The following is a 26,887-nucleotide window of genomic DNA, read 5'->3' as shown; positions in this document are numbered from 1 at the left end:
CTGTCCCACCGGTTCGTCAAAGCAGGAACACCGCGCAGGCCGGGTCGCGCAGCATGCGGCCGAGGAGGGCCGCATCCGGCACGGCAGGGTCGAGGGCGAGCACGACCGCGCCCTCGGTCGCCGCGCCGAGGTCGAGCCGTGCCGTCTCGTCGTCGAGCCACGCCTCGATCACCCGCGGCATCTGCCCGGCCTCGCCGCGCAGGACGAGGAGCGGCGGCGCGCCGTCCGCGGCCTCCAGGATCTCCAGCGCGTAGGCGCCGACCCGGCGTCGGACGATCGCGCCGTCCGAGGCGGCCGCGGCGAGCGGCGCGTGGGCCAGCGCCACCGCGCCGAGCATCGTCCTGTAGCGGCGGCCGGTCGTGGGGTCGCTGCGGATCGCCCGTACCGTCGCGAGGTCGACGGGGCCGTGGGGCGCCCGGGTCGCGTGGGCCCAGAGCCTCGCGTGGTCCGGCCGGGCGCTCGCCTCTGCATCGCGCAAGCCATCGCGCACGAGCGCGCGGGCCGCGTGGATCTCGGCGAGGAGCCGCGCCGCATCGCTCACGCGGCGGCCTCCCTGGCATAGGCCGCCGCGAACGCGACCGCGAAGATGCCGCGATCCGCCGGGAACAGCGCGTCCAGCGGCCGTTGGTGGGCGAGGCCGTCGAGCGACCGGTTCAGGTCGGCCGCCGCCTCGGCGAGGCGCAGCAAGGCTGGCTCCGCGGCGGCGAAGCCTGCCGAGAGACCCTCCCGATCGTCGAAGCCGGCGCGGCGGACGCGGTGCAGGTCCGCCTCGGCGGCCTCCAGCGCGGATCGGACCGCCTCGGGCAGCGCGTCGCGGTCGGCGATCCGGAGCGCCGCCGCGATGCGGAGCATCCGGGTGAGATGGGCAGCGAGCAGTCCCGCGCGCGCGCGCAACGCGCCGTAGCTCTCGGCCTCCAGACAGCTCGCGCGCTCGGCGATGTCGGCGCCGCCTCCGCCGCGGCGGAGGCGGTTGGCGATGCCGGACTGAACCCGGCCGAAGCTCACGGCCCTGAGCGTCGTCAGCGGGCGGGTGCGGTGGTAGGGCTCGAGGCGCAGGAAGTCGGTCAGATCCTCTCGCTCGGCGCCGGTGAGGATCTTCGGGCCCTGCGGCCAGTCCGCCAGGAGGGTCGCCAGCGCCGCGGCGGGCTCGGCGGCCGCGAGATCGCCCAGTGCCGCGTCCAGCCTCTCGTCCCAGCCCTCGTGAGCGTCGAGGGCCGCGGGCGTCGAGAGGGCCTCGAGACCGTCGAGAAGGTGGCCGGCCGCCTCGAAGGTCACGAAATGCTCCGCGACCGTACGGAAGCCCGGCCGCTCGCCCGTCGCCATCTCGGTGCACCAGAAATCCAGGATGTCGTCGTCCGTGACGGACCGGCGCCCGCCCAGGAAGGTCAGCAGCGCCCGGAAGCGCCGTTCCAGCGGCGCCAGCGGCAGATGGGCGGTCCGGTAGGCGGCGAGATGCCGGGCCAGGCGCTTGGCCAGGATGGCCGCGCTGTCGGGGTCAGGCGCGGCGGCGAGTTCGTCGAGCCAGCTCGCCACGGTGGCGAACTGCGCCAGATCCTCGGCGGTGAGCACGAACTCGGCGAGCGCGAGGAGCCGGGCGAGCCCGGCCCAGCTGGTGGACCAAGCGGTGCCGAGCACGGGTCCGCGGTCGTCGACGGCCGGGCCGTCGCCGAACCGCGCCGCGAGGGCGGCCGGTCGCGCGAGGCCCGGATCGAGGGCGAGGGTGATGAGATCGCGCCCGTCGCGGGCGCCGGTCGCCCCGGCCAGAGCCGCGAGGGCGTGGGCGAGGTCCCACACGGGCTTGTCGCGGTTCGGTCGCACGGCACCGGTGACCACGCGGGCGAGCCAGGCACGGTCGGCGCGGGAGAGATCGCGGCCGTCGCCGACATTGGCGAGGTCGGCCGCGCAGCGCTCGTCGTATCCGCCCGTCATGCGCCTCCCGGTCGCGGGCTGCCACGCAACCCCTTGGGATCGTTCGATTCGCCTTATGGTTACCTCGCGACCGGCCATCCGTCGACCTCCGGCAGCCATCCGGGCGCCACCCGTCCGATCTGTGCGAACCAGACGCTGTTCTGAGTCCGTCGCTCCGCCTCAGCGGACCACGATGCGCGCGGTGGCCTCGGTGACCCCGGGGGTGGCCCGGATCCGGTCGAGGAGGTCCAGCACGTCCGGTGGCTGGAGAAGGCGCGCCTCGCCGGCCGCGCCCGGCGCCGCCGCCAGCCACCGCGCGGCGAGTTCCGGCGGCAGGCCGCCCGGCACGCCGAAGCAGGCGAACAGGTTCTCGAACGCTTCCCCCGCCACGATCTCGTCGAGGCCGTAGCCGCGCGGGTAGCGCCGCGACTCTCCCGGTGTGAGGGCCAGCTGCGAGGCGGCGTTGTCGCGCACCGGAAGGGCGACGAAGGCGGTCTCGTCGGGCGCGACCACCCAGCAGTACAGGTTCTGCGCGACCCGGGACTCGATGCGCATCTCCAGGCGCTGACCGGCCGCGAACGGCGTGGCGGCGGCCGCCACCGAGAGGCGGCCGGCATCCGTGCGCGCCGTGGCGGCGAGGTGGTCGAGAAAGGGCCGCGGGACGGGATCGCAGCCGAGGCCCTCCGTGGCGATGCGGCGTTGCCCCGTCGGGGCCAGCACGGCGCCGTCGCGCTGGAACTCGACCTCCAGCCAGGATTGCCGGTCGTGATCGGTGCGGAAGCGGCCGCGCGCCGTGATGGGGCCCGCGCACCCTGTGCCGGGCGGCCGGCGGCGCACGTCGAGGCGCGCGCCGCGGAGCACGCGGTTGGCCGACCGGGCCTCCGCGTCGAGAGCGATGACGAGGCGGTCCGTGAGGGCGCCCGCGCAGGTCGAATGGCCACCCTCCGCCACGAACGGGCAGACTTCGACGGCGGCGGCGCTCGGTACGGCCTGCGCCAGGGCCTTCACCGCGCCGTCGAAGACAGCGTCGACGTCGGCCACGCCGGCACCGACGTGGATTGGTACAACCAGAGGCTCGCTCGTCGCCTTGCAGGCGGCGCTCTGCGTCACGGCCTGGAGCCGGATAGAGGCGGTCTCGCCGGCCCGACGGGGCTCGACCAGGAACACGGCGGCGTCCCCCGCGAAGGCCGACCGGATCTGCGCCTCCGCCTCCGCGCCCGACAGGCCCGTCGTGCCCTCGCGCAGGGCCTTGATCCGCACCACGTCGGCCGCCGCCGCGAGCCTGACCCGACCCGTTGCCTGGAGCCGGGTCTCGACGGCGAGGCGCACCTCCTCGGACTGCTCGCGCGACAACGCCGTCTGGCCGGGCTCGACTCCCACGACCGCGAGCGTGAAGTCCGGACGGCCCGCACAGGCCGCCACCGCGTCGAGGAACGGTGTCAGCGCCTGCGTGGCGGGATCGGCGCGCGCCGCCGCCGGGGCGAGCAGTAGCGCGGCGAGGAGGAGGCGCCTCATTCGGTCTCGTTGGCCCGAGCGTACTGGTCGAGGGCGCGGACGAAGACGGGGTTGAAGCGACCGTCGAGGGCGCCGGTGTAGTAGTCCGCGTCCTTGATCGCGCGCTGCACCGAGCGGATCGTCTCGGGCTTCAGCTTCTGGGCGGCGGTGTCGGTGGCCGAGACCGAGGCGGCGCCGAGTTCCCCGTGCTTGAGGGCGCGCATCACCATGTCGGCGGAGCGCACACCGGGGAAGTACCGCCCGAAGCCGTTGTCGATCAGCGTCGCCATCGTGGCCATGGCGACCGGGTCGCCCCGGTCCGCCGCCTGCCGGAAGAGGTCGAAGCCCTGGCGCAGGTCCTTCGGGAAGCCGTAGGCGCCCGTCGCGTAGTGCGGCACGAGCTTGCTGATCGAGGCGACGTCGCCCCCGGCCACGGCGCGGCGATACAGGGCGACCGCCTGCGCCTCGTCCTTCGGGATGCCGTTGCCGTATTCCAGCATCCGGGCCGCGTTGGCGAGCGCGACCACATTCCCGCCTTCGCCCGCCTGCCGGTAGAGGCGGAACGCCTCGGCCTGCTGGCGCTTCACGCCCTGGCCGTTCTCGTAGAGGGCGGCGAGGTTGTTCAGCGCCGACACGCTCCCGGCCTTGGCAGCGCGGTCGTAGGCGGCGAAGGCCTCCTTGTAGCGGTCGGCCCGGTCGTAGGCGCGGCCGAGCTGGTAGGAGAGGCGGCGCAGGTCCGGATAGGCGGCCGCAGCCCCGCGGCAAGCGTCGATCGCGGCTGCCGGCTCGATCCGGCCGAGCTTCACGCCGGTGACCCCACTCGGACGATCGGGATCGTCCGTGCCGGCGGCGAGCTCGTCGCATCGTTTGACGCGCGGATCGGCACTCGGATTCTTGCCGCCGAGATAGCCCTCCGCGAGGCTGCGATAGGCGCAGACCTCGCCGCAGGAGTCGAGATAGGCCTGATACCGCCGCTGGGTCCCGAACCTGGCCCAATTCTCCTGGTCGATCGCCGCCGCGTCCCGGCGCCGTCCGGCCAGGAGCCTGTCCATGGCCTGAGGCCGGTACAGGCAGGTCTCGCCGCAGGCGCCGATATAGGCCTCGAACGCCTCCCGGGTGCCGAGCGTTTCGGCCCGCCGCCAAGCCGCCTCGTCCCGGATGGCAGCGACGCCCTGCGCGACGGCCGCCACCGGCAGCGAGGCCTTGAGGACGATCGGGGCCTCGTCGATCTCGGGCACCTGCTCGCGGCCCGACGCGCGGCGGGCGGCGTCCTCCACCTCGCGGCGGAGGTAGCGCTTCAGCTCCGTCCACTGCACGAGCCCGTCGCCGTCGCCCTGCTGGTCTCGGGCGTCGGCGAGACCCGACACGCCCATCAGGAACCGGCTGGTCAGCAGGCCGAGCCTGTTCGCCTCGTCCCAGTTGGCGGGCGTCGCGCCCGAAGTCGCGACCAGCCGCACGATGCCGCCCTCCGCCTTGGGACGGGCGGGCGCGAAGCCGGGCGCTGACACCGCCAGGAGGCTCTCGCCCTTGCGCCCGGTCTCGCCGGTAAAGCAGGCATCGACCATCACGACGAGCTGGTGGTCCGGGCCGATCTTGCGCTTCACGAGCTCGAGGTTGCGGTACAGGGTTTCCAGCGAATACCCGCTCTCGCCCTGGTTCGGATTGCCGTCTTCCGGCAGCAGGAACGGCTGCTTGGTGGTCAGATCCGGGACTCCGTGGCCGGAATAGTAGACGAAGACGTTCGAGCGGCCCTCGCGCACGCTGCGCCAGAGACGGCCGGATTGCGGATTGCGCTCGGTGCCGAAGACTTGGTTGAACTCGTTGAGCGTCGCGTCCTTCAGCAGGAAGACGTTACCTTCGCGGTATCCGAGACGCTCGATCAGGTAGGCGCGGATCGCCTCGGCATCGTTGTGGGCGTAGTCGACCGGCACCGTCTGCTTGTAGCTGCGGTTGCCGATCACCACCGCGACGGCGTCGGCATTGTCGGCGAAGGCTGCGGGATCGGCGGCTGCCCGGGCCGGCGCGACCGGGGCTAGGGAATTTATCCCGAGCAGGATGATCGCGGTGCGGGCGGCCCGCCGCAGCGCGGATACCGGGTTGGCTCTCGGCAAGCGCGTCCTCCTGTCCGGGTCGCGGCCCGGATTCACCGTCCTCGAAGCGGGGCGCGCCCGGTCGGCACGCGCGACAGGGTTATCCGCTGGGGGATCGGGAAACAATCTCACGCGTCGGACGCGTCCGGCGAATGCAGTCCTCGCGGCCGCGCGACCGACGTCCAGGACACGGTTGCGGGCGGTGGGGGCGCAGCTCAGCCCCAGCCCAGATACGCGACGATCAGGCTGAGGGCGGCGAGGTGGAGCGGCGAGAGGGCGGTCAGCATCGCCTCGCTCCTCACGGCAGGTAGAGGCCGCGGCCGCAGCGGCGCGCGCGCCGCGCCTCGAAGTAGCCGGTGTAGCGATTGTAGACCTCGACCGTGCGGTAGACGCAGTAGCGGCCTGAGTTGCGGCCGTTGAAGTAGACGCCGCCGCTGTCGAGATCGACGCCGATAAACTCCTGATTTCCGCGCTGCGGCGCCGCGTCCTGGGCGCGGGCGGGACCCGCGGCGCACAGGAGGCTGGCGGCGAGCACGAGCATCTTCGTCTTGGTCACGTCAGTTCTCCCTGATCGGGCGGTGGATCGTCCGCCTCGTCAGAGGCATGGGCCGGCCAGACGCGGTTTCGCGCGGCCTGCACGGTCAGCGGGGAGGTTTCTCACGCGACAGCCGCGCCGAGACCGTCATCGATCGTTCGGCGATCGTTCGGAGCCGGTGGCATTCGCCCGTGCCGGAACGGGCAGGGTCAACGACGGCGAATGTTCATCGCCCGGCCGGATCCTCAGCGAATTACTGAACCGGTAACACTATTTCCGCCGTTTCGTTGACCTATGACTCGATCTGGGTCAATGCAACGTGGATCGATCCGCAGATTACGGCTCGGAGGCCGGCGGTTGTTGTTGGCACAGTTTCTTCGACGGGAACCATGATCATGAATACTATCGTCGCGGGGGCGCTGCCGGGCACGGGGGCGGCCATACCGGGAGCGGTGGCCCGGCATCCTGAACCGGCCATCTGACCCGCTGACGGGCTTCCGCTGGCGACTGCCCGGCCTCGATCCACCACACCTGCGCGATCGCGCGCGGGCTGCAGAGCTCCTCTCGGCGCCGATAAGGTTCTCACGCGGTGTCGATGCGGCGACGCGATCTCTCCGGGGCCGACATGCGCCAGGCGTTTCAGGATCCTCCTCAGGCAGCCCGCCCATCCGTCCGCCCGCGGGGGCGTTACACCCGAACGGCTTCCGCTCTCCTGAGCGTCGAGATCGCGGGCGCTGCGCTGCTCGGCCCGGCCACGCCGGCGCGAGCGGTCGATGGGCCGAGCTACGAGGATGACCGACGCGGCATCTTCCTGCCTTTCCTCAACGCCCCGCAACCCGGTGGCGCCATCACCCGCTCGCCGCGCCTCGGACTGTCGTTCGGCGGCGCGGCTCGTCCGGTGCTCGTGGATACGGGTTCGACGGGCATCGTGGTCTCGGCCAGTCGCATTCCGGGCAACGAAGCCCTGCCGAGCGAGCCCGGGCGCCTGACCTACTCGAGTTCCGGTCGGATCATGGTCGGACGCTGGGTGCGGGTGCCGGTGACCCTCGTCGGCCGCGACGGCGCGAGCGTGGTCACGCAACCCATACGGGTCCTCGCCGTCGACCGGATCGACTGCACCGTTCGCGCGCGCGAGTGCACGCCTCAGGAGGCGCCGGCCCACGTGGCGATGATGGGGATCGGATTCGGCCGGGAGGACGACAGCCAGACCGAGAGCACGCCGGACACCAACCCGCTCCTCAACGCGGACCTGCCGGGACCCGGCGGGGTGCACCGCGGCTACGTTCTGACCCGGCGGGGCGTGCATGTCGGCCTGACGCGCGCCAACACCCGCGGACGCTACCGCTTCGTGAAACTCGATCCGCACCCGCACGTGCCGGGAGACTGGCTCGGCGTTCCCGCCTGCATCGCCGTCGACGACCGTGAACCCGCCGCTTGCGGCCGGGCGCTCCTCGACACCGGCGTAACCGGCATGTTCCTGACGCTGCCGCCCGCGCAGGTCGCCGACAGCCTCCGGGCCGATGCGGCCGATCGCGCGGTCCTTCGCCCGGGAACGCGCCTGAGCTTCCGGTTCGGCGACGCGGCCGGCTACGCGATCACGGTCGGCGATCGCGCCGCGCCGCTCGCGCCCGAGCGCATCATCCTCAACACGACGCGCCCGCAGCCCTTCGTCAATACGGGGCTGCACGTCCTGAACGGCTTCGACGTCCTCTACGACGCCGACCGCGGGTATTACGGATTCCGGGCACGCGACTCGGGCGCGGCGTCGGAGGAACCATGATCGGCCCCCGGCCCCCGTGTCTCACGCCCGCCTCAGATCCGAGATCGCCATGCTGCGCAACGCGCTCATCGCCGCCCTGCTTCTGGTCCCGGCCGTGGGGCTCGCGGCGGAGGTCGATTGCAGCACCTCCGCGAACCAGATGGACGCCAACATCTGCACGGGCCAGGAATTGGATCGGGTCGATGCGGAGCTGAACCGGCGCTACGCGACCCTGCGCAGCAAGCTCGACGAGAACGGCCGACGCAATCTGGTCGCTGCCGAGCGCGCCTGGATCGCCTTCCGCGACCTCGAGTGCAACCTGAGGACCGGGTTCGACACGCTGGCGCCCGGCAACAACGGAAGCATCGCGCCGATGCTCCTGGGCCAATGCAAGATCGCGTTGACGCGCCAGCGAATCCAGGACCTCGCGGCTCAGATCAGGTGTCCGGGCGGCGACCTGTCCTGCTCGCCGTGACCGCGCCCCGTCGCCCTCTTCCACCACCGCCCTGAGCGAGATCCCATGATCATCGTCACGACCGAGAACATCCCGAACTATCACGTGCGCGAGGTCCGGGGCCCGTGCTTCGGCGCCGTGGTGCACAGCCGCGGTGCGGTGGGCAATCTCACCGCCGGCCTGCGCAGTCTGATGGGCGGCGAGATCAACGAGTACAGCCAGTTGATCGAGCAGGCCCGGTCCCAGGCGATCGACCGCATGGCGCAGAACGCGGCGCAACTCGGCGCCAACGCCATCGTCATGATGCGCTTCGATACGGCAGACACCGATCAGTCGATGATGGGCGTCGTGGCCTACGGCACCGCCGTCATCGTCGACGCCCGCTGAGGCCGCAGGCCGGGGCCGTCCAGGGCTGCGGTCCGCGCCGACCTCTCATCACCAACCGCGCGCAGGATCCCCCTCTGCCGGGTAGCGGAGCGCGCGAACCGGATCCGATCGCCATGAACCACGTATGCTCACGCCTGTTGCGGGCCTCGGCTCCCGTCCTTGCCGGGCTGCTCGCATGCCTCGCGGTGTCGACGGGTTCCAGAGCCGAGCCGCCCTCGGCCAAACTGTGCCTGACCGAGACCTCGACACCGGGCACGACGGATTGCATGAACCGCGCGTTGCACGAGGCGGATGCGAGGCTCAACGCGGCCTACAAGAAGGCGCTGTCGGTGATCGACCACGACGATCGCACGCAGGATCCCGACGCCAGGGCGCTGTGGAAGACGCGACTCGAGAAGGCGCAGCGCGCCTGGATCGCCTTCCGTGACGCGGATTGCGGCGACCTGACCTTCAGCGAGTGGGCCAACGGGAGCGGCGCGAACCCGGCTGTCCCCGCTTGCCTCTACGACAAGACCGTCCAGAGAACCGCGGATCTTCTCGGCCGGTACCCGCTGCATTGAGGGGCGCGACAGTCCGGCGCTTGCCTGATGACGCGCGGACGCGGCTTCGATGGCGTTGCCGATCGTTGGCCGCGTTCGTCGGAAGACGGGCCGATCCGGCCCGCGGCATCGGACGGCCGAACGCTCAGCCCGCTTCGATCGGCCCGGGCGGTCGCGGCGTGGGCGGCTCGGCCGGCGGGTCTCCGTCGGGCGGTGCGGGCTCGGGCAGCGGATCGTCGATGGGGGGCAGCGGATCGTCCCCGGGCCGCGGCGTATCCGATGACATGGCGTGCTGTCCTGTCCGATCCTTCTAACCGTCGCGGACGTAACGCGCGGCGGTCCGGTCGGATGCAGCCGCGTCAGCCGAAGGTCAGCGCCGACCGTTCCCGCAGCGCCCTGCGGAGGGCACGGCTGAGGTCGGCGACCGAGTAGGGCTTGTGCAGGAGCTCGAACCCGTGCGTGCCTTCCGAGGCCAGAACGTGACTGTAGCCTGAGGCCAGCACGACGGGCAGGTACGGACGGCGGCGCCTGATCTCCCGGGCCAGATCGACGCCGTTCATGCCCGGCATCACCACGTCGGAGAAGACCACCTCGATCTCCTGGTCGTTCGCCTCGATCGTGGCGAGGGCTGCCTGCGCGTCCTTGACCCAGACAGCCTCGTATCCGAGCTCCACGAGGGCCTGCCGGGCGAAGGCGCCGACCTCCTCGTTGTCCTCCACCACGAGGACGGGCGTGCCGTGCCCCTCGGCCAGCGGCTCCGGTTCGTCCGGCGCGGCATCGCTGACTTCCGCTTGGTGCGATCGCGGCAGGAAGAGGGTGAAGGTCGTACCGACGCCGACGACACTGTCGACCGCGACGTCACCGCCCGACTGCTTGGCGAAGCCGAATACCTGGCTGAGTCCGAGCCCGGTGCCGTGTCCGACGCCCTTCGTCGTGAAGAAGGGCTCGAAGATGCGCTCGAGCAGATCTGCCTCGATGCCCGAGCCGGTGTCCGAGACCGACACGGCCACGAAGTCTCCCGGCACGGCCGGATGCGCCCGCAGCGCCGGGATGCGGTCCGCGCGTCGCACCTTGATCAGCAGACGGCCCTCGCCCTGCATGGCGTCGCGGGCGTTCACCACGAGGTTGACGAGGGCCGTGTCGAACTGGCTCGGGTCGGCATCGACGTGGCAGCGCAGGGTCCGGCCGCCCGAGTCGGTGCCGGCATCGGTGTCGGTCGCGACGTGGATGCGCGCGCCGGTCAGGGTACCGACCATGTCGGCGATGGCGGCCACGGACTGGACCACGTCGAAGATCGCCGGTCGAAGCGCCTGCCGGCGCGCGAATGCCAGCAACTGGCTGGTCAGCTTGGCGGCGCGGTCGACCGTGTCGGAGATGGCGTCGACGTAGCGGCCCCGGCGATCCTCGCTCAGGCCCGGACGCTTCAACAGGTCGGTCGACGACTTGATGACGGTCAGCAGATTGTTGAAGTCGTGCGCCACGCCGCCGGTCAATTGCCCGACCGCCTCCATCTTCTGCGACTGGCGCAGCTGCTCCTCGAGGGTCCGGCGCTCCGTGACGTCCCGCCCGGTCGCGTGGAACCGGTCCCCGCGCGCGATGGCGTTCCAGGAGATCCAGCGGTACGCGCCGTCGGCAGTCCTGAAGCGGACGTCGAGGTCGGACAACCTGTGGTCGATGCGCAGTGTTTCGAACGCGCTGGCAGCCGTCTCGCCGTCGTCCGGATGAATCAGGCTGTCGATGCGGATGCCGACCAAGCTGCCGGCCGGCCAACCGAGGAGCTCCGTCCAGGCCGGATTGACCGCCTGACAGGTTCCGTCGAGGGCGCAGACGACGAGAAGGTCGCGGCTCGTCCTCCAGACGAGGTCGTGCTCGATCCGCCGGTCGCGAATCCGCGCCTCCCGCCGCTCCTCGTCCGACTGCTTGACGGCAAGATCCTCGAGGAGGACGGCGACGCGGCTCTGGATCCCTGTGCCGATCCGCATCGCGTGAACCTCGAGGACGGGCCCGGTTCGCGACATGGAGCCCTTGAAACGGGCACTGCGCCCGGATCGCGCGACCTCGCCGAGGATGTCGAGCCAGTGTTGCGCGTCGTCCGGCAGGAACTCGCTCATCCAGCGGCTCTCCGCGGCGGCGAGGCCCGACCGGCGCTCGAAGGCGGCGTTGGTCTCGACGAGCTGGCAATCCCGGGTCCTGCCATCCGCGTCGAAGCGCAGCTCGACGATGCAGAAGCCGACCTCCTCGTCCGCCGGCGGACCCCGCAGGTAGGAGGCCTGCGCGACCGCCTGGGCCTCCCGCTCCCGGAAGCGCGTGAGGTCGAGCTGGCTGCCGAAGAAGAACAGCAATTCGCCGTGCGGACCGAACACGGGGCTGATGTACAGCTCGTTGACGAAGGTGCTGCCGTCGCGCCGGTAGTTCAGCAGTTCCACCACGACGTCGCGTCGCGCGGCGATGGCGGCCCGGACGCGGGCGATGTCGGCCGGGTCGGTCGCCGGCCCCTGAAGGAAGCGGCAATTGCGCCCGATCAGCTCCTCCGCCGTGTAGCCGGAGAGTTCCAGGAAGGCGCGGTTGGCGAAGACGATCGGATTGTCGGGCAGGTTCGGATCGGTGACGATCATCGCCATCCGGGTCTTGTCGGCGGCGGTGAACAGGAGGTCGGACCGGGCGGTCCCGACACCGGCCAAGCTCGTGGTCGGGACGGCCGGGAGCTGGGTCGCGCGCAGGCGCGCGTTCTCCTCCACCAGCGCGCGCTCGCGCCGACGCAGCCGCTCGACCTCCCCCCGAAGATCTTCCATGCTCATGGTGCGGTCTTATCCGGAGCCGCTGCCGGGTCCAACGGCTACCCGCACCCGGACGCGAGGCGGGGGTGTGACCTCTGGTCCCGACAGGAGCGTTCGTCGTCGCGCGGCGTTCGGAGGTCACGACCTGGGGGAGGGGCCGTGCGGCCACCCCGATCCCGGCGCAGGACCAGGAAGGGCGCGTTCGGTGTGGCCGAGGCCTGATACGTGAGAGCCGCCCGGTTTCGGAATCGGCGCCCCGCGAACGCGAACGGCCGGGGCGCTGCCCCGGCCGTTGCGGCGTTCTAAGGGTCGCGGCTTACCGCAGGAGCTGGAGGACGCCCTGCTGGGCGGAGTTGGCCAGCGACAGGGCCGAGATGCCCATCGACTGACGGGTCGACAGCGCTTGCGAGTTCGCCGCCTCCTGGTTCAGGTCGGCGTTCGTCAGGTTGGCCGAGCCCGTCTGCAGCACGTTGATCAGCTGCTTGGAGAAGTCCTGGCGGTTCTGAACGACCGACAGGTTCGAGCCCAGCGTGCTCGCCGCGGAGTTCAGGGTCGCGCCCGCCGTGGTCAGGGTGGCCAGCGTCTTGTTGACGTCCGAGTTCAGCAGGAAGTTGCCGAGACCGTTCTGGCTGGTCGAGCTGTTCGAGTTGGTGATCGAGGTCAGGCCGAGGCCGTTCGAGGTCGCGTCGACCGAGGCGACGTTGAGGTTGGAGCTACCGGTGTCGTTGAACTTGATGTTCATGTCATTGCCCTTGCCGGCAATGAGGTTGACGCCGTTGTAGCTGGCGTCGCTGGCGAGCTGCGTGATCTGGTTGAGCAGGTTGTTGTACTGGTTCGCCAGCGAGGCGCGCTGGGCCGTGCCCGAGATCGACAGGTCGCTGGAGACGACAGTGCTGGCGGCGGTGCCGTAGGTCGAGGCGGTGGTCGCCGAGGCGGTGAAGCCGAGCGCCGTCTGGCTGCCGGAGTTCTGGAATTCGACGTCCGCCTGGGCGTTCAGGACGATCTTGGTGCCGGTGCTGTCGGCCGAGAAGATCGCGCCGGCACCGAAGGCACCGCTCGACGAGGTCGAGGCCGAGCTGACCGCGGCGTTGAGCGCGGCCACCGTCGCGCTGATGCTCGAGGAGGCGTTGATGGTGGCGGAGACCGAGCTGCCGTTGATCGTCAGCAGGACCGTCTGGGAGGCGGTGCTGGCGCTGTAGGCGTTGGCGGCGGTGCCGGTGGTGGAGAGCTGGGTCGAGAGCGCCTGGTTGGCGATCGACTTGGCCTGGTCCACGAGCTTCTGGATCGAGGTGATGCCCTGGTTGGCGGCCTGGATCGACTGGATGCCGTTGGAGATGCCGTCGAGGAGCGTGTTCAGGCTCGAGGAGCGGCCGTCGAGGGCCTGAGAGGTGAAGAAGTTGGTCGGGTTGTCGAGGGCGGAGTTGACCGTCTTGCCGGTGGCGAGACGGTTCTGCGTGGTCGCCATCAGCTGGGCGGTGTCCTGCAGCGAGAGCAGGTTCTGGCGCGTCGCGGCCGACAGGGTGATGGAGGACATGGATCGCTATCTTTCCAACCGGAGCAACCCGATTCTCGGGGATGCCTAAGAATACCGGTTAGGGTTAAGTCCGAATTAACTGCGCGAGTATTTTCGGCGAATCGGTAGCCTTACCGGGAAGTGTACGAGCGACGGGCACAAACTTGGCCCGTCGGCATCGGTCAGGGTCGCGGCGGCTCAGCTGCCCACGGAGATTTGCGCAGTTGCTTCCGCGCATTGCTGCACGGGCTGAACAGTCGATTGAGTCGCCGCGCCACGCGACGCATCCTCAGTCGAGGGCGTAACCGAGCAAACCTTCGGACGTGTGTCCCTCGCAGTCCGCTGCCGTCGACACGAAATGATCTTGGCCGCCGGCGATGCAGCGGTAGATCGGGTGGCTGCCCGGCCTGTGCGCCTCGTAGACGTAGCCGGTCTGGCCGAGGGGCGTCTGGCCCTCGCACCGCGGGTCCCGGCTGAGGAAGTGGTTCTGCCCCGCCGCGCAGCTCATCAGCATCGCGGTCCCAGGGGCCGGAAGCGTCAACGCGGTGCCGACGCTGCGCTCGACCGTGTAGCCCGGCCCGATAAAGCCGGTCGTCACCCAGTGGCCGTCGGGCCCGAAGGCGCGCCGCAGGGGAAGGCGGTCGGCGCCGCTGGGCCGCCGCGCCTCGGTGATCCGCCACGTACCGGGGTAGGGGTCGCCGCCCGAGAAGAACACCGTGACGTCCGGCAGGAACGGCGTCAGCGAGCCGGCTCCGTCGCGCTGGAAGCCGGGGCTGTGGTTCAGGTAGAAACCGGTGACGTCGGAGTTCAGGTAGCCCAAGGGCGTCCAAGTGGCCGGCGCGCCGCTCAGCACCGCCTTCAGGGGCATCTTGAACAGACCCATCTGGTAGGTTTCCCGGTCCGGATTGCGCCCCGGGTCCTTGCAGGCCACCTGCTGACACACGCGACCTGGCAGCCCGGTGATGACGTAGACCTCGCCCGCCTTGGGGTCGTAGGCGAAATCCGAGTTCGGGTTGATGGTCGAGCCGTCGGTGGCGACGTTGGGGACCCGCGCCGGCGCCCCGAAATGCACGCCGTCGGCCGTGTGCCGGACGTAGAGGTCCCCGAAGCCCCGCACGCCCTGCGGCCCGGTGAGATCCGTCGTGAAGACGAAGACGCCGGACCGGCCGTCAGAGAAGGTCGCGGGCTGGCCGGTGCCGTAATTGCCCTGCGCGACGACCGGGTTGATCGGCTTGATGACCGGTTCCGGGTAGTCGACCCACGTCACCTTGTCGTTCGAGAAGGCGAGGCCCGTCTGGTTGTTGTGTCCGGGTAGGTTGTCGGCTCCCGAGTAATACATCGCGTAGGCGTAGCTCTGTCCGTCCGCCGGGTTGACGAAGCGGCCACGGATCACGCTGGGATCACAGACGTACTGCCGGTTCCAGGAGCCGGGCGTCGGCTGGAACACGATCCGCGCCGGCGAGAAGCCGGTTTGCGGCGTGTAGGAACGGTGGAAGATGACGTCGGTCTTGCCCTGGCCGCACCACCAGATGTCGGTGGTCCCGTTCTCGGTGATGACGCTCGGCGCGTAGTTGTAGCCGGCCGGATTGGCCTCGTTGACGAACAGCGGCTGCGCCTCCGGCCCCATCCAGCCGGCCTCACCCGCCACCGGCGCGGCGAGCACCGCCAGCAGCACCCCGACGAGAGCGCTCCTCGGCGAAACGAAATCCGGTAACACGCTCACACCCATCCCTCGCTCCGGTCCGCTCCTGCACCCGTGACGCCGCGGCGCTCCGGCGGAGGCTGACGACGCGAATGTGGCCGTCTGATATCCGGCGGCTCGGACCGTCGGATCGTGTCCGGACCTTCCACCGGGGCGGAGAGGCCCTTCAGCCGGGGGCAGGGTCACGCACCGGTCTTGGGTTCGGCAGCGCGGCGGCAGATCGGCCTCAGGGCGCGGTCGAGCAGCGATTGCCGGCCGAGGATCATCTCGAAGAAATCGTACTCACCCGGCCTGAAATTGGCTTTCAGGAACTGGAAGTGCATGTGGAAAGGCTTGAGGCGCAGGCGCTTGTAGTCGTCCTCCGGTATCCTGTCCTTGACTCCTGCGGAGCGGATGAGCGGGTTGCAGGCGAGGAACGCCGGTCGTCCGAATCCGAGATCGAAGATCGGATTGAAACCGTAGCAGTTGAGCCAGTCCTGGGGCGCCTGGTAGTCGCACCAGACGATGCGGTCGCTGAAGACGAGCGTCGCGATGTCTCGGCGCAACGTGCGGGCCTCGTGCTGAAGCGCGACGAAGGGCAACCCCGAGCCCAGCGTGACCAGGGACAGCCGCGGATGCGCTCGATCGTCGGTCCCGAGGCGCGCGAGGACTTGCGCGGCGACCTCGACCGCCATGGCGGCGCCCAGGGAATGGCCCACGATCAGGACCTCGTCGGGCGCGTCCGCGGGGTTCGCACGCCAGTGCGCCATTTCGGCCAGAACACGGTCCCGGAAGACCGCGATCCGGTCCACGTAATCCGGTCGCCGGCCCGTCGCATGCTGCCAGAAGAAGATGCGGATGCTCAGGATATGCCAGAAGAACAGGCGGCCCAGCGCCTTCTTGGCGCCGTACAGGAGCGCGAGCGCGGCGGCGGCGAGAAACAGCGCCACGCAGACCGTGTCCGCCACCGCCGACGGGCTGACGGCGGCGAAGATCGCGGTGCCGAGCGCGATCAGCAGCGCCGGGGCGACGAAGGCGACGAAGAACGGGAAGGCGCTCAGCAGGGTGTAGGGCCATCCGAACCGGGACGTCTTGAAGAACAATCCCTGCGTGAGCCCCGCTACGGCGCTCCGGGCCAGCAGCGCGAGCTTGCGCGACGCGGGGCGCGCGAGATCCGAATGGACGATATCGCTCCAGACCAGGGTCTCGCAGCGGACGGCCGCGCCGTCCCCGTCTGCCGGCGCGCCGACCTCCCAGCTCCGGCTCAGACCATCGGGGTCGGTCCGGATCTCCGAGACGGCGCGCGGCATCGCCCCGAACCGGGCCGTGTGACGGTGGAGTTCCCGCTTGAAGAAGGCGGGGAAGCGGATGCCGCTGCGGGCGTCGAACCCGTGGATGAAAAAGACGTGCCGCCGCGCCACCGGCGCCGGATGAAGGTCTCTCAACTTGAAAGGCGTGAATGATAAGTAGCCGCGGACCATGTGATCGAACAAGAACGAGAGCACGAGGCCGATGCGTGGCGGTCGGCGGCGCCGGCAGGGGCGGCTCCATTGCACGATCGCGGAGGGCTCCACAACAGCGCGCGGGTGAAATCGGTTCCGCCGCCGGCCAGCATTCATGATCCGGCCGGCGTCACGGCCTCTGTCACCCGGCAACACCGCCGGCGTCAAAAAGCGGCGCCGTGCGCGAGAATGACTGGACTTGGGAAAACTGAGCCTCCTACGGTGCGGGACGCGGGGGCGGTGTTCAAGATTCGTATGGGCTTTATCGAGGCCGTGAGGGCGCTCCGCAGCAACGCCCTCCGACGTCACAAGATCGGCCACATCCAGGCCGTCTTCGACGCTGCACCGAGTGGTTGCATCGTGCTCGCGGGCGATTCGCACGCGGCTCACCTGCCGCGACCGGTCGTTTCCCGTCCCGTCCTGAATGTCGGTCTCGCGGGTTCGACGGCGGGTTCCTATCGCCGCGCCCTCGACCTGCTGCGCGCGCCCTTGCCGGCCTTCCTCGCGATCCTGATCGTCGGGACCAACGACATCCGCTCGCCGTCGGCGCTCGCGAGGTCGGCGACCGAGGACTTCTCCAGCCACGCGGATCGCATGGTCGATCGCTTCCAGGCCTGGACCCTCGACACGCTGGTGTCGGCGCTGCCGCCCACGCCGGTCTCGAAGGCCTCCGAGCGCGACCCCGCAGCGGTCGAGGTGTATTCCGATCTCCTCCGCGACGTGTGCGTGCGCCGGGGCGTCTCGTTCTTCGATCCGTTCGCGTCGCTGCGCGGGGCCCGGTTCGGGCTGGCGGAGGATGACGCCTTCATCGACGGGACGCATCTGCGCGATTACGCGGCGGTGGCCGCACGCATCACCGGCCACATCCGCGATCGATATGGGCTGGAGCGCTACCTGGAGACTCCGCTCCCGGGTTTCGATGAGGAGTATTACAGGAGCTGGTACGCCGACACGTGCCAGTACCCCCACGGTCTGGCGCGACACTACCTCGATCTCGGCTGGCGCGAGGGCCGTGATCCGAGCGGGCATTTCAGCACCGACGGGTATCTCGACGCGAATCCGGATGTCCGCGCGGCGGGCGTCAACCCGCTGGTCCACTTCCTGGAGGTCGGCTTCGCGCAGGGGCGGACCGGCTGGCAGAAGTCGCGGGCGCATCCGACGCGCTGTCGCGGCATCGACGCGGGCATCTGACGGCGGCGCTGCCGGCCCCGCGCACGCCATCGTGACCGACGCCGCCGCAAAGCTGGCGCAGGTCCGTGTACGCATGCGACCATGCGCATCCTCCTCGCGGTCCCTCTCATCGTCCTCGTCAGTGCCGGAGCTTCGGCCGGAGAGCCCCTCCTCGACGGTCCCGTCGTCGCCGGCGGATTCGGGATGGGGGGGGCGGACTATTACGGCGATGTCCGCAGCCGGATGCCGTTCACCGGGGAGGCTCCGCCGCGGCCGGTCGGGATGGCCGACATCGTGCGCGTCCGGGCGGCCCGCGGGCGCGCCGCTACCGCTTCCCGGCGGCAGGCCCCGCATCGACCGGCGCATCGCGGCTGAGTTTCTCCGGGCTCCGCCGATCCGGAGCGACGCGGTCCAGGTGTGGGCTCAGTGCCGGTAGCGTTCGGCCAGGGCCATGAGGGCCTGGGCGAGTTCGGTGAGGTTGGCGGACGCGGCCTCGACCTGCCGGGTGCCGGCGGCCGTCTGCTGGCTGGCCTGGCGGATGTTCTGCAACGCCCCCATCACCTGCTCGATGCCCAGCTGCTGCTGGTTGGTCGAGGCCACGATCTGCTGGAACGTCTGCACGTTCTCCTCCACCCGCGCGGTGATCTCCTCGATCGTGCGCTGCGTCGTGTCCGAGCGCGTCTTGCCCGCCGCCGCGCGCTTGACCGCCTCCTCGGTCAGCATCACCGACGTGTTGATGCCCCGCTGGATCTCGCCCAGGATCGCCCGCACCTGACCGGTCGCCGCCTTGGCCTGGTCGGCCAGGAGCTTCATCTCCGCGGCCACCACCGCGAAGCTGCGCCCGCTCTCGCCGGCCGCGGCCGCCTCGATGGCGGCGTTGAGCGCCAGCAGGTGCGTGCGCTCCGAGATGTCGTTGACCGTCTCGATGATGTCGCCGATCGTCTGGGTCTTCTCCGACAGGCTGACGATGTTGCCCGCCACGGCTTCCGCCTGCTCGCGGATCGCGTCCATGGCCTTGGCGGTGTCCGACACCGCGCGCAGGCCCTGGCGCGAGGTCTGCGCGGTCGCCTGGGCGGTGGCGATCACCTCCGTGGCGCGCTTGGAGATCTGCGCGCCCGAGTGGGTGATCTCGTCGACCGTGGCGGCCGTCTCCTGAACCGCGGCGAACTGCTGCTCGACCGAGGCGGCCTGCTCCTGCGCCGAGGCCCGGATCTCCGCCGCCGCCGCGTTCAGGTCCGCCGTCGCCGCGCGGTTCGTCCGTGCCAGGTCCGACAGCCCCGCGACCATCGTGTTCAGCGTCGTGCTCAGACGGCCGACTTCGCCGCCAGCGCGGACATCGAGCTTGCTCGACAGGTCCCCCTCGCCGACCCGTCCCACGAAGCCCATCACCCCCACCAGCGGCCGGACGACGAGGCGGTTGATGGCGACCCCGATGCCCAGGCAGATCAGCAGCGTGATCAGCGTGCCGCCCCAGAGGGCCAGGCCCTCGTTGCGCTCGCCGCGCGCGACGCGCTCGGCCAGCCCGGCCCGCACCGCCCCTTCGAGGCCCTCGATGGCCGCGAGCTTCTCGCGGAAGGTATCGAACAGCCGCTTGCCCTGACCGTCCGCCTCGATGTGGACAGCCTCGTCCCTCTTCGCCGGATCGGCCGCGATCCGGACGGCGACCTCGCCCACCTCGGTCTGCCAACTGCGCGCCGCCGCCACGGCGTCGGCCAGAAGGCGCGTCCGCTCGGGATCCTCGCCGATCAAACTTCTGAGCCTGTCGATCGCCTCGTCGAGCGTCTGGCGACCCAGGCGATACGGCTCCAGGCTGCCGTCGCGGCCGGTGATCAGGTAGCCGCGCAGTCCGGTCTCCTGATTGAGCATGGCCGCGCGGAAGCCGTCGAGGGCGCGGATCAGCTGATTCGACCGGCTCCGGGCATCGGTCGCGTCCCGCAGCTGATCGGCCGTGATCAGGACCGCGCCGCTGGTGAGGACCGACACTAGGGCGATGACACCGATCGCACCGCCCAAGATGCGGTTTAGTCCCAGCGTTCGCGGCATGGTCTGCTTCATCCTGCTCGGCCCTGCGGACGGCTCTGGCTGGGCCGCGACCCGTACACGCTCGCCTCTTAGCGCCGCCGACCGGCCGACGCGAGCCGCATCGTCCGGCTCAGCCCCGATATTTACGAGTTATAAACCTACAAGCGACTTGTACTTGTGCAAGCGAGCGATCGTGTATGCATCTAAACAGCCGTAGCCCCAGTTTTCGATCGTAAAGGCTTTTCAGAAGGCGTTTGCGTCGCGCGAGATGTTGATTTCTTTCCTGATCGATACCGATCGCAAGGCGGATCCACTCGACGCGAACCTTCGCGCGCGCGCCCGCGTCGAGCAGCTGGACGTCGCGCTGCGCTTGGTACCCTTCACGATTCTTGTGAGTCTCAGCGTCGTACAGGTCATCGTCTACCTGTTCTGGAACCCGGCCAATCGCGCCTATCTCGCCGGTCTCGAAACGCTCATCCTGCCGCTGGCGGTGGTCTCGCTCCAGCAGTGCTGGCGCTGGCGCTCCCGTCCCAAGCCGCTCCAGGTGCCGTCGTCGTTCGTGCAGGGCGTCGTGCTGGCCGCGCAGGCCTACGGGTTTCTCCTGGCCTCCATCCCGGTCATGCTCTTCTCCGGCGCCGACGCGCACGGGCGGCTGCTGATCGCCTCCAGCATCGCGGGCCTGATCGCGACCGGCATGAGCGCGGCGGTGCTGCCGCGGGTCGCCATCGGCTATTCCGGCCTGATCATCCTCGGCTCGTTCATCGCCCTCGGGACGACCGGGGAGGCCTTCTACATCTACGTCGCGGTCCTGCTGTTCTTCTACGCGATCTTCATCTGCTTCACGATCCTGCATCTGAGCCGGCTCCTGACGATGCGGGTCATCGCGCAGATCGAGCTGGAACGGCAGCAGGAGTTCACCCACCTCCTGCTCAACGAGTTCGAGGAGAGCGCCAGCGACTGGCTCTGGGAGACCGATGCCGACCTGCGCCTCCAGCACGTCTCGCCGCGCCTGATCGAGGTCGCCGGCTCCTCCGAGCGCCAGCTGATGGGCCTGCCGCTGGAGCGGCTGCTGCTGCCGCCGGTGGCGCCGCCCAGGAGCCACTCGAGCACCACCCTCTGGAGCTGCATCGCCGAGCGGCGGGCCTTCCGGAACCTGCACCTGCAGCTCGATATCGCCGGCGAGCGGCGGACCTGGTGCCTCAGCGGGAAGCCGACCTTCGACCGGGCCGGCGCCTTCTCGGGTTACCGCGGCGTCGGCTCGGACGTGACGGAGAAGCGGCGCTCCGAGGAGCGCCTGTCCTATCTCGCCCTGCACGATTCCCTGACGGATCTGCCCAACCGGGTCCTGTTCCACCAGCTCCAGGAAGCGGCGCGGGAACGGCTCGCGCAGGGCGATCGGTTCGCCGTGCTGGCCCTCGACCTCGACGAGTTCAAGAGCGTCAACGACACGTTCGGCCACGCGGCCGGCGACAAGCTCCTGAAGTCGGTCGCCGAGCGGCTCCGGAGCTTCGAGGCCTCCGATGTCCAGCTCGCCCGCCTCGCGGGCGACGAGTTCGCGGTCCTCGCCACCGGCCGGAGCGCCCGGGACCTGCACGCGATCGAGGCGCTCGCCAACGGCATCGTGGAGGCGCTCGCGTCGCCGTTCACCATCGACGGCATCCGGCTGACCGTCAGCGTCAGCATCGGGATCGCGATCGCTCCGCAGGACGGTTGCCAGGAGATCATGCGGCGCGCCGATCTCGCGCTCTACCGCATGAAGAGCGAGGGCCGGAACGGCTACCGCTTCTACGAGGCCGAGATGGACGAGCGGATCGAGGCCCGCCGCGCCCTGACGGCCGATCTGCGGGGCGCCCTCGATCGGGACGAGTTCGTCCTCTACTTCCAGCCGATCGTGGCGGCCAAGGAGTGCCGCGTGCGCGGCTTCGAGGCGCTGATCCGGTGGAAGCACCCGGTGCGCGGCTTCGTCTCGCCCGGCGAGTTCATCCCCCTCGCCGAGGAGACCGGGGTGATCATACCGCTGGGCGAGTGGATCCTGCGGGAGGCATGCCGGATCGCGGCCGGCTGGCCGGGGGATGTCCGCATCGCCGTCAACCTGTCCCCGCGGCAGTTCCGCCACTCGGACCTGACCCAGCTCGTCCGGTCCGCCCTGCGCACGAGCGGGCTGGCCGCCGCGCGCCTGGAGCTCGAGGTGACCGAGTCGGTGTTCCTGGAGGCCACGCCGGCGATCAACGCCACGCTCTCGAAGCTGCGCGAGATGGGCGTGCGGCTGTCGCTCGACGATTTCGGAACCGGCTATTCGAGCTTGAGCTACCTGCGCCGGATCGCCTTCGACAAGATCAAGATCGACCAGAGCTTCGTCCGGGACCTGCCGCAGGAGCGCGGCGCGGCGGCGATCGTGAGCGCGATCATCGACATGGCGACGAGCCTCGACATGACCATCACCGCCGAGGGCGTGGAGACGGACGCGCAGCGCGCCTGCCTGCTGGAGCAGGGCTGCCACGAATTCCAGGGCTACCTGTTCAGCAAGCCGCTGCCGGCCGAGCAGGCCGCGGCGCTGGCGCGCAGCCGTCAGCTCCTCCCGGCGGCGGTCCGGGCGGCGTGAGTCGGCCTCAGACGCCGAGGGGCGCGACCTCGGTCGGGCCGCCCCCACCCGCGACGGCGTGCGGAGACGTCTTCGGCCAGTACGGCAGGAAGCCCTCGATGATGGTCCGCGGGATATCGAGGGGCCGATAGTGGACGGTGTCCACGAACATCAGCGACTGTTCACCCCGCCCGAGCAGCCCGTTGACCTCGCTGTGGATCTCGTGCGCCAGGGTCACGAATTTCCGGTTGTGGCTCGCGATCGAGATCCGGACCGTGACAGGCTCGAACTCCATCGCCTCTCGGCGAAAATCGTGATGGAAGGACTTTGTCAGGATGTAGAAGTCCGTCGATTTCAGGTCGAAATTCGGCATGCAGATGTTGAAGAACAGCTCGCGCGCCTTGCCGACCCAGCGGACGTAGTTGGCGAAATAGACGTTCCCGACCGAATTGGTGTCGTCGTAGGTCGGGATCAGGCGCAGGACGAACCAGTGGCCGTCGAACCCGTGTGACGCCACGGCATCCGTCTGGTCCACCGCGACGGGTACCGGCGCCGCCCGCGGCGTTCGCTCCGCCGCCGGGATCAGCTCAGCGACCGGCGGCGCCGCGCGCCAGCCGAGGATCTCCGCGATCATCGGGAGGGCGCCGATCAGGCCGATCAGCGGCGCGATGGCGAGCAGCGCCCAACTCGGCGCCAGGTAGCCCGTCGCGAAGATCAGGCACGCCGTCGCTCCGATCATGGACGTGAGGACCGAGTCGTACCGGCGCGTCGCGCCGAGCGTCTCGCATACGAGACACGCCGCCGCCCCGACGAGGAGCGTGGCGAAGGGCATCATCAGGTAGAGGAGCGAGAGGTTCGCCCAGATCGCCGCCGCCGCGGTGGCGAGCGCGGCACCGAGGATCCAGACCGGCGACGCCACGAGTCCCGCCGGCACGAAAGCGAGGAGCGGCGAGTTGCTGCGCGCCGTGATCGATGTCCCGAGCCAGCGCGTGGCGGTGTAGAAACTGTCGATCGTGGTCGCGGCGGCGATCGCCGTCCAGATGACGAAGGCCGCAACAGCGCCGGCCGCGGGGTCGCGACCGATCGCCTGCGCCACGGCCGCGTAGGCTCCCGGAACACCGTCCGACGAGATGATCGGCGTGCCGAGTCCCGCCCGCGCGGCGAGCAGCGCGTTGATCGTCAGGAGGCCGAGGAACAGGAGCGCGCCGGTGACGTAGGCCGCGCGCACCGATCCGCCCGACCGCCGGATCTCCACGGCGCGCTGCCACTGCTGGATGTCCATCCAGGGCCCGAGCAGGAAGCCGACGAGCGAGGGGATGACGAGCCCGTAGAAGCGCTCGTCGAAGGCCTGGAGCGGGACCTCCCAGCCGCTCCCGTCCCCGGGCAGCCCTCCGAGCAGGACCGCGCCCGCCGCGAGCCCCACAACCAGCGCCCCGCCGTGGATGACCCGGATGCCGCGCAGCGGGACCGCGTGGCCGATCGAGCAGGCGACGAGGACCAGCGCGACCACGCCGACGGCGGCCTCGTGGCCGAACAGCGGGATCCACGCGTAGGCGGCGAATCCGAAGATCGTGATCGCGACGGCGAAGAACTGTGCCCCCATGAACAGCAGGGCGTACGGCCCCTGAACGGCGGCCACGATCGTGTCGAGGTTCCGGCGGGGCGCGCCGAGGACCCAGCCGAACAGGCCGAGCCCCGTCGCGTTCGGCAGCGCGAAGGCAAGAAACCCGAGCCAGCCGTAGGTGAGCGTCACATGGATCGCGTAGAAGAACCCGAGCCCCCAGAACCACGACAAAGCAATCGTGGGCGCCCAGGCCGCGGAGCGGATGAACTGGGAAGGCATTGTGGCTGCAAGCGCTCCGAACCTAGAGCAGCAATAGCGTATCAGATTCGTTTCGGGAATATGGCGGCCAAAAAAGAAGGCGGATATAAGATATCCATTAACGGAAAAACATCGGGCTTCTGGCCTGCGGTGGGCGCTCCGAGGAGCCCGTATTCCCGCGGCTCTCGGCCTGTGTCGTAGGGTCCGGTGCTCCGCCTAGTCGGCGGTCTTCTGACTGTCGCGGACCAGATCGACGAAGTTGCCGACCAGAGCGGCTTTCGCAGGGGTCCACAGCGCGAAGACGTCGGCGCGGATGCGGGGCCCGTCCAGCGGCCTGTAGACCACGCCGGCGTGCGCCAGCCGGGCGACGTATTCCGGGATGATGGCGATGCCCAGGCCGGACGCGACGAGGCTCGTCAGCGAGGCGGCCTCGACGGCCTGATGGGTGATGGTGGGGACGAACCCGGCCTCGACGCAGCAATCCCAGAGGTATTTGGCGAACAGCGAGTCGGACATGCGCAGGAACACGAACCGCTCGTCGCGCAGGTCAGCGAGCCGCAGCCTGCCCCGCGCGAGGCGGTGCCCGTTCGGCAGGACGGCCTTCACGGTCTCGCTCCACGCGCGGACTCGGACCAGATCGGCATCCTGCGGTGGGGCCCGCAGGAAGCTCACGTCGGTCTGGCCGGCCTTCAGCATCGCGATCTGACGGTCCGGCGACATCTCGTGGATCCGCAGATCCACGGCCGGGTAGGCCTGCGCGAAGCTGCGGATCGCGTGACCGAGCGGCCCGGCCAGCATCGAGCCCGTCAACCCGACATTGATGATGCCGGCGGTGCCCGCGCCGATGGCCCGAGCCCGCTCGACGGCCTCGGCGGCCCGCTCCAACAGGTTGATGGCCTGCATGTGAAAGTCCTGACCGGCCCGTGTCAGCGCCACGCGCCGGGTCGTCCGCTCGAAGAGGGCCGTCCCGATCTCGTCCTCCAGATCGCGGATCTGCTGGCTGAGCGGCGGCTGCGCGACGCCGAGGCTCTCCGCCGCGGCGGTGAAGCTCAGGTGCTTGGCGACGGCGACGAAGTAGCGGAGATGGCGCAGTTCCATCGCGTCATTAGAACTCTCAAAGTTTCAATCTAAACGAAATAGATATTTGACGTCTAGATCGTCCGGCACGATTTTGCCGCCGGGAAGGCCGGCCCGGCACTGCGCCGCCTCAGGCCGCCGCGCGCCGCGATCGCGTCGATCGAACCCGCCCACGAGAGGCGGGGCGTTCGCGGCCGGGTCCGGGCTAGCCGTTCCAGGGAGGTTGCGTTGAAGCGCTTGTTCGGGTCGCTGTTCGGGCAGGTTGTCGCCGCCCTGATGATCGGCATCCTCGTCGGCCGGCTCTGGCCCGACTTTGCCGTCACCCTGAAGCCGCTGGGCGACGTCTTCATCAAGCTCATCAAGATGGTTGTCGCGCCGCTGGTCTTCGGCGTCGTCGTGCACGGCATCGTCGGTGCGGGCGACCTTCGGAAAGTCGGCCGCGTCGGCCTCAAATCCCTGATCTATTTCGAGGTGGTGACGACCATCGCGCTCACGCTGGGCCTCGTCCTCGCCTACGTCGTCGCGCCCGGTCACGGGATGAACGTCGATCTGGCGACGCTGGATGCCAAGTCGCTCGCCAGCTACACCGACCGGGTCGGTCAGGTGACGGGCACCGTCGACTTCCTGATGAAGCTGGTGCCGACGACCTTCGTCGACGCCTTCGCCAAGGGCGACATCCTCCAGGTCCTCCTCCTCGCGCTCCTGTTCGGCTCCGGCCTCTCGCTCCTCGGCGAGCGCGGCAAGCCCCTGGCCGACAGCCTGGAGCGCATCACCGAGGTCCTGTTCCGGATCATCGGCTTCATCGTGCGGCTGGCGCCGCTCGGCGTGCTCGGCGCGGTCGCCTTCACGGTCGGCAAATACGGCGTCGGCTCCCTCAAGCAGCTCAGCATGCTGGTGGTGCTGTTCTACGCGGGGGTGGCGCTCTTCGTGGTCCTGGTGCTCGGCAGCATCATGCGGCTCGCCGGCTTCAGCCTGTTCAAGCTGCTCGTCTACCTGCGCGAGGAACTGACCGTCGTGGCCGGAACCGCCTCCTCCGACTGCGTGCTCCCGCAGGTCATGCGCAAGATGGAGCGGCTCGGCATCAAGGAATCGACCGTCGGCCTCGTGATCCCGACCGGCTACTCTTTCAACCTCGATGCCTTCTCCCTTTACCTGACCCTCGCCACGGTGTTCATCGCCCAGGCGACCAACACCGACCTGTCGTTCGGCCACCTGATGCTGATCCTCGGCATCGCGCTCCTGACCTCGAAGGGCGCCCACGGCGTGCCAGGCTCGGCGATCGTCGTCCTCGCCGCGACGCTCTCGGCGGTTCCCGAGATCCCGGTGATCGGGCTGGTCCTCGTCCTGTCGGTCGACTGGTTCGTCGGCATCGCCCGCGCGCTCGGGAACCTGATCGGCAATTGCGTGGCGACCGTCGTCATCGCCGCCTGGGAAGGCGACATCGACCGGGCGCAGGCCAACCGCGTCCTGAACGGCGAGGACACCACCGACACGGCGGAGATCCTCGACGCACCGGTCGCGGAGCCGCACACCGCGTGACCGATCCCCGGCCCGACGTTTACAGCTTGAAGTCGAA

Annotated in this window: 19 protein-coding genes; 7 read left to right on the top strand and 12 right to left on the bottom strand. The window is 69.9% G+C overall.

Going from position 1 to position 26,887, the window contains the following annotated elements; all coding sequences use genetic code 11:
* Positions 1 to 16: 16 nt before the first annotated feature.
* The 5 genes from BKE41_RS16080 to BKE41_RS16060 all read right to left on the bottom strand — a co-directional run bounded on the left by BKE41_RS16080 (position 17) and on the right by BKE41_RS16060 (position 6,048).
* Positions 17 to 541 (bottom strand): hypothetical protein, encoded by a 525-nt coding sequence (locus BKE41_RS16080; protein ID WP_070999819.1) that lies wholly within the window; start codon positions 539 to 541, stop codon positions 17 to 19.
* Entirely contained in the window at positions 538 to 1,929 is a 1,392-nt protein-coding gene (locus BKE41_RS16075) for a hypothetical protein (protein ID WP_070999818.1), read from the bottom strand. Before BKE41_RS16075 ends, BKE41_RS16080 begins: the two co-directional genes overlap by 4 nt.
* Positions 1,930 to 2,088: 159 nt before the next feature.
* Positions 2,089 to 3,423, bottom strand: a complete 1,335-nt coding sequence (locus BKE41_RS16070; protein ID WP_029359812.1) for a hypothetical protein — start codon at positions 3,421 to 3,423, stop codon at positions 2,089 to 2,091.
* Complete coding sequence (locus BKE41_RS16065) at positions 3,420 to 5,513, bottom strand: caspase family protein (RefSeq protein ID WP_070999817.1); 2,094 nt, start codon at positions 5,511 to 5,513, stop codon at positions 3,420 to 3,422. The genes BKE41_RS16070 and BKE41_RS16065 overlap by 4 nt, the downstream gene beginning before the upstream one ends.
* A gap of 277 nt (positions 5,514 to 5,790) precedes the next feature.
* Positions 5,791 to 6,048, bottom strand: coding sequence for a hypothetical protein (locus tag BKE41_RS16060; protein WP_083374365.1), 258 nt, complete (start codon positions 6,046 to 6,048; stop codon positions 5,791 to 5,793).
* Positions 6,049 to 6,931: 883 nt separating this feature from the next.
* On the opposite strand from BKE41_RS16060, the gene BKE41_RS30340 reads away from it, so the two are divergent.
* The 4 genes from BKE41_RS30340 (at position 6,932) to BKE41_RS16040 (ending at position 9,187) form a co-directional block, all read left to right on the top strand.
* Positions 6,932 to 7,807 carry a hypothetical protein gene (locus BKE41_RS30340; protein WP_245295792.1) on the top strand — a complete coding sequence of 292 codons (876 nt, stop codon included), beginning with the start codon at positions 6,932 to 6,934 and terminating at the stop codon, positions 7,805 to 7,807.
* A gap of 49 nt (positions 7,808 to 7,856) precedes the next feature.
* Complete coding sequence (locus tag BKE41_RS16050) at positions 7,857 to 8,261, top strand: lysozyme inhibitor LprI family protein (RefSeq protein ID WP_051252354.1); 405 nt, start codon at positions 7,857 to 7,859, stop codon at positions 8,259 to 8,261.
* Between the two features lie 45 nt (positions 8,262 to 8,306).
* Positions 8,307 to 8,627 carry a YbjQ family protein gene (locus tag BKE41_RS16045; RefSeq protein WP_024829581.1) on the top strand — a complete coding sequence of 107 codons (321 nt, stop codon included), beginning with the start codon at positions 8,307 to 8,309 and terminating at the stop codon, positions 8,625 to 8,627.
* A 266-nt stretch (positions 8,628 to 8,893) separates the two neighbouring features.
* Positions 8,894 to 9,187, top strand: a complete 294-nt coding sequence (locus tag BKE41_RS16040; RefSeq protein ID WP_245295791.1) for a lysozyme inhibitor LprI family protein — start codon at positions 8,894 to 8,896, stop codon at positions 9,185 to 9,187.
* Positions 9,188 to 9,525: 338 nt separating this feature from the next.
* On the opposite strand, the gene BKE41_RS16035 is transcribed toward BKE41_RS16040, so the two are convergent.
* The 4 genes from BKE41_RS16035 to BKE41_RS16020 all read right to left on the bottom strand — a co-directional run bounded on the left by BKE41_RS16035 (position 9,526) and on the right by BKE41_RS16020 (position 17,020).
* Positions 9,526 to 11,964 carry a PAS domain S-box protein gene (locus BKE41_RS16035; protein ID WP_012319972.1) on the bottom strand — a complete coding sequence of 813 codons (2,439 nt, stop codon included), beginning with the start codon at positions 11,962 to 11,964 and terminating at the stop codon, positions 9,526 to 9,528.
* A 295-nt stretch (positions 11,965 to 12,259) separates the two neighbouring features.
* Positions 12,260 to 13,477 carry a flagellin gene (locus BKE41_RS16030; RefSeq protein WP_024829584.1) on the bottom strand — a complete coding sequence of 406 codons (1,218 nt, stop codon included), beginning with the start codon at positions 13,475 to 13,477 and terminating at the stop codon, positions 12,260 to 12,262.
* Between the two features lie 268 nt (positions 13,478 to 13,745).
* Positions 13,746 to 15,185 carry a hypothetical protein gene (locus BKE41_RS16025; RefSeq protein ID WP_070999816.1) on the bottom strand — a complete coding sequence of 480 codons (1,440 nt, stop codon included), beginning with the start codon at positions 15,183 to 15,185 and terminating at the stop codon, positions 13,746 to 13,748.
* 155 nt (positions 15,186 to 15,340) lie between these two features.
* Entirely contained in the window at positions 15,341 to 17,020 is a 1,680-nt protein-coding gene (locus BKE41_RS16020; RefSeq protein ID WP_245295790.1) for a hypothetical protein, read from the bottom strand.
* Between BKE41_RS16020 and BKE41_RS16015 the strand changes: the two genes are divergently transcribed.
* Positions 17,000 to 17,830 (top strand): GDSL-type esterase/lipase family protein, encoded by an 831-nt coding sequence (locus BKE41_RS16015; protein ID WP_234740640.1) that lies wholly within the window; start codon positions 17,000 to 17,002, stop codon positions 17,828 to 17,830. The genes BKE41_RS16020 and BKE41_RS16015 overlap by 21 nt on opposite strands.
* Before the next feature lie 402 nt (positions 17,831 to 18,232).
* Here BKE41_RS16015 and BKE41_RS16005 read toward each other — a convergent pair whose 3' ends face one another.
* Entirely contained in the window at positions 18,233 to 19,852 is a 1,620-nt protein-coding gene (locus tag BKE41_RS16005) for a methyl-accepting chemotaxis protein (RefSeq protein ID WP_071000697.1), read from the bottom strand.
* A 247-nt stretch (positions 19,853 to 20,099) separates the two neighbouring features.
* Here BKE41_RS16005 and BKE41_RS16000 point away from each other — a divergent pair, with 247 nt between their 5' ends.
* On the top strand, positions 20,100 to 22,433 hold the full coding sequence (locus BKE41_RS16000) for an EAL domain-containing protein (RefSeq protein ID WP_070999815.1): 2,334 nt from the start codon (positions 20,100 to 20,102) through the stop codon (positions 22,431 to 22,433).
* 7 nt (positions 22,434 to 22,440) lie between these two features.
* Here BKE41_RS16000 and BKE41_RS15995 read toward each other — a convergent pair whose 3' ends face one another.
* Both BKE41_RS15995 and BKE41_RS15990 read right to left on the bottom strand, forming a co-directional pair.
* Positions 22,441 to 24,255, bottom strand: a complete 1,815-nt coding sequence (locus tag BKE41_RS15995; RefSeq protein ID WP_070999814.1) for a thioesterase family protein — start codon at positions 24,253 to 24,255, stop codon at positions 22,441 to 22,443.
* A 195-nt stretch (positions 24,256 to 24,450) separates the two neighbouring features.
* Positions 24,451 to 25,332: a LysR family transcriptional regulator gene (locus BKE41_RS15990; RefSeq protein ID WP_012319964.1), complete on the bottom strand. Its 882-nt coding sequence runs from the start codon at positions 25,330 to 25,332 to the stop codon at positions 24,451 to 24,453.
* 207 nt (positions 25,333 to 25,539) lie between these two features.
* Here BKE41_RS15990 and BKE41_RS15985 point away from each other — a divergent pair, with 207 nt between their 5' ends.
* Positions 25,540 to 26,850, top strand: coding sequence for a dicarboxylate/amino acid:cation symporter (locus tag BKE41_RS15985; protein ID WP_053622422.1), 1,311 nt, complete (start codon positions 25,540 to 25,542; stop codon positions 26,848 to 26,850).
* The last annotated feature ends 37 nt before the right edge of the window (positions 26,851 to 26,887 follow it).

Source organism: Methylobacterium sp. C1 (genome assembly GCF_001854385.1).
Classification (GTDB): Bacteria; Pseudomonadota; Alphaproteobacteria; order Rhizobiales; family Beijerinckiaceae; genus Methylobacterium; species Methylobacterium radiotolerans.
The sequence above is the reverse complement of the archived record's forward strand: the minus strand, read 5'-3'. Positions and strand labels throughout refer to the sequence as shown.